The organism is Cetobacterium sp. (genome assembly GCF_051653945.1).
Taxonomy (GTDB): Bacteria; Fusobacteriota; Fusobacteriia; order Fusobacteriales; family Fusobacteriaceae; genus Cetobacterium_A.
This window is the reverse complement of record NZ_JBOFXD010000038.1, coordinates 1-9837: the sequence shown is the minus strand read 5'-3', so window position 1 is coordinate 9837 and position 9837 is coordinate 1. Positions and strand designations below refer to the sequence as shown.

Below are 9837 nucleotides of genomic sequence, written 5' to 3'. Positions count from 1 at the left end.
CATCAATCTATTAAAAATAGTAGAAAAGACTTTTTACACAAACTGTCGCATGAACTTGTAAATAAATATAATGCAATAATACTAGAAGACCTGAATATGAAAGGTATGAGTCAAGCATTGAATTTTGGTAAATCTGTTTCTGATAACTCTTGGGGAATGTTCACAGTTATGCTTCAATACAAAGCTATGTTTTTAGGTAAACAAGTAATTAAGATTGATAAATGGTTTCCATCATCAAAAACTTGTTCTTTTTGTGGTACAATAAAAACTGAATTGCCACTATCGTCAAGAGTTTACAAATGCGATGAGTGTAAATTGGAGATAGATAGAGATCTAAATGCAAGTATAAATATTCGTGAGGTTGGTAGAAGTCTACTAGCCTATTAAAGCATATATCAGGGTAGGAACTACCCGCAGAGCGTGATTGATATATCCGACATGAGTCAGATACTTCCCACGAAGCCCCGCCCTCTATTAGGGCGGTGGTAGTTCACATAGAATATTTGGAGGAATTACTATAATTTGATCCTCTTTTAAAATCCCTTCTTTATTAAAAGCAAAAACAGCTAAACTTAAAGGATTAAAAAAATTTCTTCATTGATATCATCATCTGTTGAAACAATTAAAGATTAAAATCTTTCAAAATATTCAATCACAAGACTTTATTTTAGAAGATATGAAAATAATTTAATATAACCTTAATTCTTTATTTGGGTCTAATTAAATATTTGTGTAAACCTTCAAGTTGATATTCCTAGGGATAGAGAGGGGCAGTTTGAACCAACAGTTGTTCCTAAATATTCTAGAGATATCTTTGATATTGAAGATAAATTTATCTCTATGTATGGGCGTAGAATGACTATTTCTGAGATTAATGCTCATCTTGATTTATTTTTTTCAACTAAATCAACTTTTTGTCTATTGAAATAATCTTTTTCTATTAGATAATCTGATATTAATGAATTTTTACCAGTTTTAAAAACCATCTTTTGTATTTTTGTTTCTTGACCACATTTTTTTATATTTTCTTGTTCTTCAACTGAAAGTTTATAAAATAATTCAATAATTTCATTTTGCTTATTCTCTTTTGAATTACCTATAACGATAGCTTCTTCAATATTATCTTTTAAAATTACTTGCTTATTTTCAGTATTATCAACCAACATATCATTTTCCCAATTATTTTCTAAACACTTTAAAAATTATGCTCTTGGGCTTGTTAATTTTTTTGTTTATTCATATATATAACTGCTACTCTTACTTTTTCTTTATCATAAATTTCTAACGATTTTTTTATAGTTTTTGGCATAGTTTTTAATTTTTTTACTTTTTCAGACATCATACCTAATATTTCAGGAACTAGATTTAAATCTATTTCTTTGGTAACAGTTTCATCTTGTTGATTATCTAAATCTGTCTCATCATGTTCCATTTCACTTATAGTTAAAGCTGTTGATAATTTTTTGAAGTCGTTAAAATCATCATAAAATCTTTCTTGTTTATGATCAACTAAAAAATCAAAAAAGTAAATCTCTATTTCAGATTTTTCCCAAGTACTCTCTTTGATTATCTTAAAATTTTCAATCAAGTTCTTTTTCATTAATTCTTCAAAACTTTTCTCTAAAGTTTTTATTGTTTGGGTTACATTTTTTTTATCTAATTTTAAATGAATTCTTCTAATTAGATATAGTGTATCTATTTTTAGAAAAGTTTTATCAAATCTTAACTTTTCAATTAGCATATATATAGTTCTTGCTGTAGAAGTTGCTATTTCAAGTAAAACATCTGAATTATATACTAAATAGACTCTAGTTATTATATTTTATAAAAAATTTTAGAAATTTCAATTTCATATATTTCTTTTATCTCCTATATCTTCTTTAATTTTTTTATTTTCTTTCAATTTTGAACTAAGAATTCTCAATGTTAAAATAGGAATACTAATTTCTTCTTTTAAAGTTCCTTTGATATCATATGAATACATTGTATTTTTAAAATTATAGTTCGTTGACGATAATCTTAGTAATGCATTTTTTACAATATTTCCATATCTAGTTGTATTTAAATTTAAATGTTTCTTTAATTCTGTTACTATTATTATAAATTTTCTCGGCATCCCCTTTTGCTTCATAATCTTCATTAAAGCTATGAATACTTTCTCTTCTGTTTCACCAAGAATATAATCTCCTGCTACCATTAAAATAATCCTTAATTATCTGATTAACTTTTCTTTTTGTGTTTTTACTAAATATAGGATACTGAACAATATTTAAGTTAACTCTTGTTAATCCTTTATTTTTTATTAATTTTTCATCAATATATATATTTTCCTCATATACTTTTAGACTCAATATTGAATGATGAATTATAAAAAAATATCTTTTAAATTAATATCTTTTGTTATTTTTTTATCATTTCATATTGAACATAAAAATATCTTGAAAAATGTCTCTATGTGAGTGATTTCGAGTGATTTTTTTGCCACTTTTTTTGTACATAACAATATATATAATAAAAAACAACTATATACAATGATTTAATTTTTGGATAAATTTATTATCAAATTTATAGACTCTTCTTAATTTCCCTATATATATCTAGCTAAAAACTATACCAAGAAATATTATTGCTACTAAAAATGGAATTAAATATGTTAATAGAGCTCCAAATAATACAGCCACAGCTCCAAGTAAGAAAAGTAATATAGGAATAAGTGCTACTAACAAAATTATGAGTAAAATAATCATTAGATTCCTCCTTCTAATAGGTTTATAAGTATTAATATAAAAAATAGAATTACTCCAATAAGTCTCAATAGTGCCATTATTATTAATTAATTCACTTTCTTATTTCAATAGATTGAAATTTTTTGAGTTGTTCTACTTAAGATATTATTACATCATTTTATAAATCATAACAATCTTTTTTCTTCAAAGAATTTAAATTTGGACCATAATTTTTTCTGTTAAACTGCATAAACAAAAGAGATTTTTTATAGATTTGTAGGAAATTTTTTTAACCTTAATATTAGGAACTATTTAACTTATGATAAGCTTTAAAATTGACTAAAAAAGTTGCTACAAAATTTAAAATTAAAAGCATTCATTTTAAAAGAAAATCTAGTAAAAATATAGAACAAATTAGGAAAGTAGAGTTAAAAAAGTATTGATAAATACTTTAAAATGTTATAAAACTAAAGTCAATAGAACAAATTTAAAAATCAAATTGAAGGAATAAAAGTATGAAAATTTTAAAATTTAATGAAAAAATTCTTAAAACAGTTTTGATTTTAAGTTTAGGTGTAGCTTCAACTTTCGGCATTAGTAGTTTAATGATGCATAATTTTACAGTTAATTATGTTGAAATCTTAAAAAGTGTAGAGAAAAATATGGGTATTGTTGAGAACAAATTAATAGATAGAAAAACTTCAATAGAAGATATAGTGAAATGAAAGAAAAAAAATTAAAACTAAAAAAACACTTGATTTTTAAAATAAATTAGATGATTTTGATAAAAAACAAAACATAAATTGCAATAAAAATGCAATTATTTGCTTAAAATCAAAAAAAATATTGTAAAATTATGTAAAGTGTAGTAAAAAATATATAGATAGAACAAATTATAGGGGTGGAGAATGATAAAGTTAAGAGTCACAGTTCCAAAGAATATAGCTTTGATTTTAAAACGAGATCAGGAAGATTTTGAAATTAATGAAAATAAGCACTATAACGTAATATACAAAAATATGAATTTTGATTATAGTGAAGAGAAATCAAAATCAGTTTATAAAGAGGATACTGAACTTCTTCAATTTACTTTAAGCAAAGAAAACTTTATAAAATTTGATACTTTAGAAAATAAAAAACTAAAAAAGGCAGATTTTTTTCGACAATTGATAACAGAATATACTATGAAAAGTTCTTATGAAAGAGAGTTAATAGTTTTTAAAGAGCATTTAGAACATGTAGAGGTAGCAATAGAAAATAACAAAAGAATAGAGATTAAGTTTAAAAATAGAGATGATATTTTAGATCCATATTTTATAGCCTCTTTAGAGAAAGAGAATAGAAACTATTTAGTGAGCTATAGCTATTATAAGGAGAAAATAGTTAATTATAGGGTAAAAAATATTAGTAATGTTGTCATAACTAACTTAAATAGAGAACCTTTTGATGAAAAATACATTAAAGATTTAAAAGAAAATTTTAATCCTTTTCTTTCTTTTGGTAACGAAGTGAAAGTAAAATTTACACCAGAAGGTGAAAAATATTATAAGCAAGTTATAAGTAATAGACCTAAACTTAAAGGGATAGAAGGTGATATATATATTTTTGAAGCCAACTATTACCAAGCAATGCTTTATTTTGCTGGATTTATGGAGATGGTGGAGATATTAGAACCTTTAAGTTTAAGAGAGAAAATGAAAAAGAAAATTAGAAAAATGATAGAAGTATATAAAATTTAAACTATCAATTGGATAACTACTTAAAAATAAAAATGGGAGGAGTTTAATGTTCAATATAGATGTAAAAAGCGATGCGTTAAAGATATTAGAGAATGTAGAAAAAAAATACAACGAAATATTAGAAGAAACTAATAATTCTGCAATAAAAATCTTTGAGACCAGAGAATATACAGCTAAAATTATAGAAAATTTTGAAAGATTTATAAATACTATTGCAAACTCTCCAAAAGAATTTGATAGAGATATAAAACTTATAAATCTTTAGATGATATTTCAATACTGGTATTTTCATATTCTTTGAACTCGGCTCAAAGATTTGAATATAGTAAAAAATGAAAAAGAAATTGATAATTATTTTATGTAAGTACAATTAAATTTAAATATAACAAAATTAATTAAAAATTAGGGAGGATTAAAAAAATGATAAACAAAAAATATAGTGAGTTTGAAAATTTCGATGAAGATTATAACTTTGATAGTAATGAGTTTGTAGACATACCAAATTTAGAAGATGAATTAGAGAGTGAGATAAAAAAAACTAAAGCAAATTTAAAGAAAGCTAAAATAATGCTTATTGGGGGAACAGGAGTAGGAAAAAGCTCACTTATAAATGTAGTTTTTGGAAAAGATGTAGCTAAAGTAGGACACGGAGTACCAACATCTAGAGGAATAGAAAAGTTTGAAATTCCAGGAAGAGATATAATTATCTATGATTCAGAGGGGTATGAAATAGGAGAAGATAAATTAGAGCATTTTAATTCAAACATTATCTCAACTATTGAAAGTGAAGGAATCTGTACAGTTTGGTATTGTATATCAACTCCTAATAGTAGAATAACAGATTATGATAAGGAAATAATAGGCAAAATTAAATCTTACAATATTCCAGTTCACGTTGTATTAACACAAGCAGATAAGTCAAATCCAACAAAAGCTCAAGAGATGAAGACAACAGTAAAAGCTGAATGTGGAGTAGAGTCTTTTTTAGTGACAACAAATTATATAAAAATTCAAAATCCAAAAACTAATAAGGAATATGGATATTTAGAATTAGAGAATCTATTAAAGTTTACAACTGAAAATATAACAGATGAAAATTTAAGACTTGCCTTTGTAAGAGAACAAAGATGTTCTTTAAAAGTTAAAGAGGAAGAAGCAACTAGAATCGTAAATCAACATGCAAGTGGAAATGCAATTGTAGGATTTTCACCAATTCCTTTTTCAGATGCACCACTTCTTTTAGCAAGTCAAGTTGCAATGATATCAAGAATAATATGTGTTTATGAATTAGAAGAACAAGAGTCAGGAATTAAGGGAATTATTCAAGCTATTGGATTACAAGGTTTAATGCAGCAAGGTGGAAAAATGGCTGCAAAATTTGCTTTAGGACAAGCAATGAAGTTTTTTTCTGGTTTAGGTTCTGTAGCTGGAGGGATGATAAATGGAGCTGTAGCGGCAACATTTACAAAGACTTTAGGATATACAGTTTCAACTATATGTTACAAGATGAAAGAGGATGAAATTAATAACACTAAAAAAACAGCATTTTTAAATGGACCAACAACTGAGATGTTTTTAAGTGTTTTCAAAAATCAATTTGACAAATTAGGACAAAGATAAGCATAGGGGGGAATAAGTATGAGAAAAGAAGTATTAATAATTGGAAAATCAGGAGTAGGAAAAAGTAGTTTTATAAATTATCTTTTTGATGGAAAGGAGCTTTGTGAAACGGGGACAGGAAAGCCTGTAACATCTGAGGGAGTATTTAGAAAAGAATACATGAAAGATTATTATTTATATGATACTTGGGGATTAGAAGCAAATAAAAGTAGAGAATGGACAGAAATGCTTGGGAATTGTTTGAATAACATAAAAAAAGAAAACATAGATTTACCTATAAAAGGATATTTTGACGCTATTTTTTATTGTCTTTCAGCTAAGTCTGCTAGATTAGAAGATGCAGAAAAAGAAATTATAGATTTACTTTGGAGAGAAAAGCATTTTCCTATTATAGTTCTTACAAAATCGGATATAGCTAGTGAGGATGAAAAAAATGCATTAAAAGATCAATTGAAGATGATTGATAAGGATATGAGGTTTGTTGAAGTTGGAAGTATAGAGGAAGAAACTTTTGCTGGTAAAGTAGAAAGTTTTGGAAAAGAGTGTGTAGAAAAACTTATTTATATGAATTATATAAATAAGTTGGTAAATTTTGTTCCTGCTTATTTAATAGAAAAAACTCTACAAGAGTTGGAAGAACAAAAAAAGCATATTATAAAAAATATAGAAGACGGAGAATATGATACTGATAAATATAATATCGAATTAAGAAAAGTAGTAGAAGAAATTATCCCTAAGAAACTAAATGAGGAGTTAGGTAAAATTCTTGAATTATATGGATTAAATAACTTAAATATTAAAGCAGAAGACTATTCCTCTGCTTCCATTGGAAGGGCAGCGGCTTATACACTAATAGTGATATTAGATTTTTTAACTACACCACTTCTTCCATTAACTATAATAAGTGGTATAGTGGATTATTTTACTTTAAAAAAGAGATTGAAAAGTCATGTAGAAGAAAGTTTTATAAAAATTGAACAAGATTTAAAACAATTAGAAAATCATATAAAAGATAATATAGTGTCTAAAGGTTCAGCTATAATAATTTGTCCAAATTGTAATTCTAAGTTGAAAGTTTCATTAGCTAAAAAAAATAAATGTCCAAATTGCGGGAATATAGAGGATATTAAAAATTATTATTAAAAATTATTAGAAATGGAGAAATTGATAAAAATGTTTTATATGGGTATGCTTACAACACTAGTTATATTTGGATGTTTATGTGCTGCTTACAATTTGTATTTAAGAATAAACAGCAAAAGACAATTAAAAAAAAGATTAAAAAATGAATTTAATAAAAATGAAATAAGTAAAGAAATAAACCAAATTATTCATGAAGCTAGAAAAAAAGCTTTATTAGAAAATAAGGAAACAACTTTGGAGGGAAATTTTCAAAAATTTAAAGAATTATCTTTTGATATTGCAAAAAATATTTCTTCAAAATATAATCCTAAATCAAAATACCCTCATTATGAATTAACTTTTTATGAGTTATTAAAATTAAATTCAGAAATAACTAATTTTTTCTTGGAAGCTTTAGAGAACAAATATGAAATAAAAAATTTAAGAGATGTGAAAATTTGTCATTTAATGCGTCTTATGGATGCAAAAGAAGAGATTGAAGAAATTATGGATAAACATAGTTCAAAAATTAAAACTGGAAAAACAGTATATAGTGCTACTTCTCTTTGTATGAATCCAATAGACAAGATACAAAATAAAGTTATATCAAAAATTTTTGAAAAAGGTGGAAAATTCTTACTAGAGACTTCTCTTAAGACAAGTGTACTCTATGGAGTTACTAAAGCTGGAATAGAATTAGATAAAATTTATGGTGGATATTATTTAAAAAAAGATATGATAAATAAAAAAAATATTTAAAATAATAAAAGAACCCTTATTCTATTAGGGGTTCTATTTTTTTTAGATTTTCTCTATTTTTTATCAATAAATTTATACAGCAATAGTCTTTCCAATTTATAAATTGGACAGTCAAATCTTATTTTTTTAATTTTTTTATATTTTTTATCTAAATAGATATCTTCTAGTAAAATAATAGCTGTTACAATATGGTTATCTACATATCTATCAAATTCAAAGGCTGAAACTATCTCACAGCAATTTTTTAACTCTAAAATTTCACATGCGTTTTTAATCAAATTTTTTGAAAGGGAATGGTATAAAAATACTATTTTTTCTTTATTTTCTAATAATGATTTTAATCTTTTATTCAATAAATCAATCAGTAAATATAAAAAATTTAAATTTTCAGAATTATCAGAATTAATTAAATTTTTTTCTATTAATTTTTCTAATTTTTTAAATTCAATACTTTTTTCTATTATTGAGTTAATATTAAAAAAATTTAACTCTTTTATTTTAAGGTGGTTTTTTATCGCAATTGTTATTAATATAGAATTGAAATTATAACTCTCATTCTCTGTCAACAACAGTTCTAAACCTAATTTCTTTTCAAAATTTTGAATTAAAACATTTAAATCTTGCTTTTCTTTTAACCATATTTTCTTTAAAAAAATAGAATCAATTTTTTCTTTTTCATAATTCGTTAATGAATAACTTTCATTAAAAATACTATCGATTTCATTAAAAGTAGTCTTTATATTACTTTGTAAACTATTATCTTTATAGTTTTCTCTAACGATTGATATAAATACTAAAGAACTTATCCAAAACTTTAAAACTGATGATATTTCCAATAAATTTGCAGATTTTAATAGTTGATAAATAGTAAAATCAATATTTTTAGACTTTATTATTTGCTGAGGTTTAATAAAAAAATCCAAAAATTTAGATGGCAAATATTTCCATTCGATTATCAATTTTAACGAATATTTATGAAAAATTTTTCTTTTGTCTACTTCTTCTCCTTCCAAACTTACCCCGTGCCCATTTAAAGATATTAATTTTAAGTTGTATTTTTCTAATAATATTCCCAAACTATATAAATCATTGGACAAAGTTCTTCTCGTAACTGATAACTCTTTATTTAAATTAGAAATATTAATTATATCCATTTCTACAAACTTTAAAATTATAAACATTTTTCTTTCATCTGCCATGAACTCTTGCCTATTTTTTAACGATATTTCTAAGTTTGTATCTTGTGATAATTTTGTTTGAATTTTAGAGATATCAGTTTCATTAAGAAAGTTTTCCAAGTCACGAATATGTCTATATACTTTCATCTGAGAAACATCTAATAATCTTGCTATTTGAGCAGGAATATGATACCCATTTTTTATACATTCTATAACTTTAAAATGCGTTGAATTTATACTTTTCCCAATTTTAATCTACTCTCCTTTATTTATAAACTTTATAGTATTTAGAAATTAAATGAACTCACTCCAGTAGTATATGTAAAAGTTAAATTATATGCCTTCATTGTTTTTTATACACCTTTATTTTACATACTATTATACCATATTTTGCCCAAAAACTAAAATACCGTAACTATTAAAAGATTTATCTTTTACAGAATTGGAAAAAATAAAAAAAAGATTTACAAATTTTTCAAATTTTCAAAATATAAAATATATAGTAAAATAACATAATAATAACTTATTACTATTAGCAAAATATGGGAAACTATACGACCCAAAGCTAAAGGGCCTGTAAAATGGCAGCCAGTTGCACTTGATTCTGCTACAAAGATTTTTTGTATTGGATTAGGAGCTCTTTTTTTTTGCTTTTATAATTGAATATAAGTTCAGTAATTAAGCTAACAACTG

13 protein-coding genes and 1 riboswitch are annotated in these 9837 nt (G+C 24.4%); of the genes, 8 read left to right on the top strand and 5 right to left on the bottom strand.

All coding sequences use genetic code 11. The annotated features are described in order from the left end of the window. Positions 1 to 387 (top strand): RNA-guided endonuclease InsQ/TnpB family protein (locus ACRC8M_RS03900; protein WP_438527944.1); only part of this gene is annotated, 387 nt, incomplete at its 5' end. 339 nt (positions 388 to 726) lie between these two features. After that, positions 727 to 930 (top strand): transposase, encoded by a 204-nt coding sequence (locus ACRC8M_RS03895; protein ID WP_438527945.1) that lies wholly within the window; start codon positions 727 to 729, stop codon positions 928 to 930. On the opposite strand, the gene ACRC8M_RS03890 is transcribed toward ACRC8M_RS03895, so the two are convergent. The 4 genes from ACRC8M_RS03890 to ACRC8M_RS03875 all read right to left on the bottom strand — a co-directional run bounded on the left by ACRC8M_RS03890 (position 879) and on the right by ACRC8M_RS03875 (position 2747). Beyond that, a complete protein-coding gene (locus ACRC8M_RS03890) occupies positions 879 to 1166 on the bottom strand; it encodes a hypothetical protein (protein ID WP_438527943.1) in 288 nt (95 codons plus the stop codon). The two genes, ACRC8M_RS03895 and ACRC8M_RS03890, sit on opposite strands and share 52 nt — an antisense overlap. A gap of 53 nt (positions 1167 to 1219) precedes the next feature. Continuing rightward, positions 1220 to 1741, bottom strand: a complete 522-nt coding sequence (locus ACRC8M_RS03885; RefSeq protein WP_438527942.1) for a hypothetical protein — start codon at positions 1739 to 1741, stop codon at positions 1220 to 1222. Between the two features lie 108 nt (positions 1742 to 1849). Beyond that, the gene (locus ACRC8M_RS03880; RefSeq protein ID WP_438527941.1) at positions 1850 to 2197 is read right to left on the bottom strand and encodes a hypothetical protein; all 348 of its coding nucleotides are present in this window, start codon (positions 2195 to 2197) and stop codon (positions 1850 to 1852) included. Between the two features lie 400 nt (positions 2198 to 2597). Next, on the bottom strand, positions 2598 to 2747 hold the full coding sequence (locus ACRC8M_RS03875; protein ID WP_438527940.1) for a hypothetical protein: 150 nt from the start codon (positions 2745 to 2747) through the stop codon (positions 2598 to 2600). 494 nt (positions 2748 to 3241) lie between these two features. Here ACRC8M_RS03875 and ACRC8M_RS03870 point away from each other — a divergent pair, with 494 nt between their 5' ends. From ACRC8M_RS03870 to ACRC8M_RS03845, 6 genes are all read left to right on the top strand, one after another. Continuing rightward, complete coding sequence (locus tag ACRC8M_RS03870) at positions 3242 to 3451, top strand: hypothetical protein (RefSeq protein WP_438527939.1); 210 nt, start codon at positions 3242 to 3244, stop codon at positions 3449 to 3451. 183 nt (positions 3452 to 3634) lie between these two features. After that, positions 3635 to 4465: a WYL domain-containing protein gene (locus tag ACRC8M_RS03865; protein ID WP_438527938.1), complete on the top strand. Its 831-nt coding sequence runs from the start codon at positions 3635 to 3637 to the stop codon at positions 4463 to 4465. A gap of 46 nt (positions 4466 to 4511) precedes the next feature. After that, positions 4512 to 4730 carry a hypothetical protein gene (locus tag ACRC8M_RS03860; RefSeq protein WP_438527937.1) on the top strand — a complete coding sequence of 73 codons (219 nt, stop codon included), beginning with the start codon at positions 4512 to 4514 and terminating at the stop codon, positions 4728 to 4730. Positions 4731 to 4885: 155 nt separating this feature from the next. Then, positions 4886 to 6085, top strand: a complete 1200-nt coding sequence (locus tag ACRC8M_RS03855; RefSeq protein ID WP_438527936.1) for a GTPase — start codon at positions 4886 to 4888, stop codon at positions 6083 to 6085. A gap of 18 nt (positions 6086 to 6103) precedes the next feature. Next, positions 6104 to 7228: a GTPase gene (locus tag ACRC8M_RS03850; protein ID WP_438527935.1), complete on the top strand. Its 1125-nt coding sequence runs from the start codon at positions 6104 to 6106 to the stop codon at positions 7226 to 7228. Between the two features lie 30 nt (positions 7229 to 7258). Continuing rightward, complete coding sequence (locus tag ACRC8M_RS03845) at positions 7259 to 7966, top strand: hypothetical protein (RefSeq protein WP_438527934.1); 708 nt, start codon at positions 7259 to 7261, stop codon at positions 7964 to 7966. Positions 7967 to 8019: 53 nt separating this feature from the next. On the opposite strand, the gene ACRC8M_RS03840 is transcribed toward ACRC8M_RS03845, so the two are convergent. Beyond that, positions 8020 to 9291 carry a hypothetical protein gene (locus ACRC8M_RS03840; RefSeq protein ID WP_438527933.1) on the bottom strand — a complete coding sequence of 424 codons (1272 nt, stop codon included), beginning with the start codon at positions 9289 to 9291 and terminating at the stop codon, positions 8020 to 8022. A 377-nt stretch (positions 9292 to 9668) separates the two neighbouring features. Further along, positions 9669 to 9744: riboswitch (cyclic di-GMP riboswitch) on the top strand. Positions 9745 to 9837 lie beyond the last annotated feature (93 nt).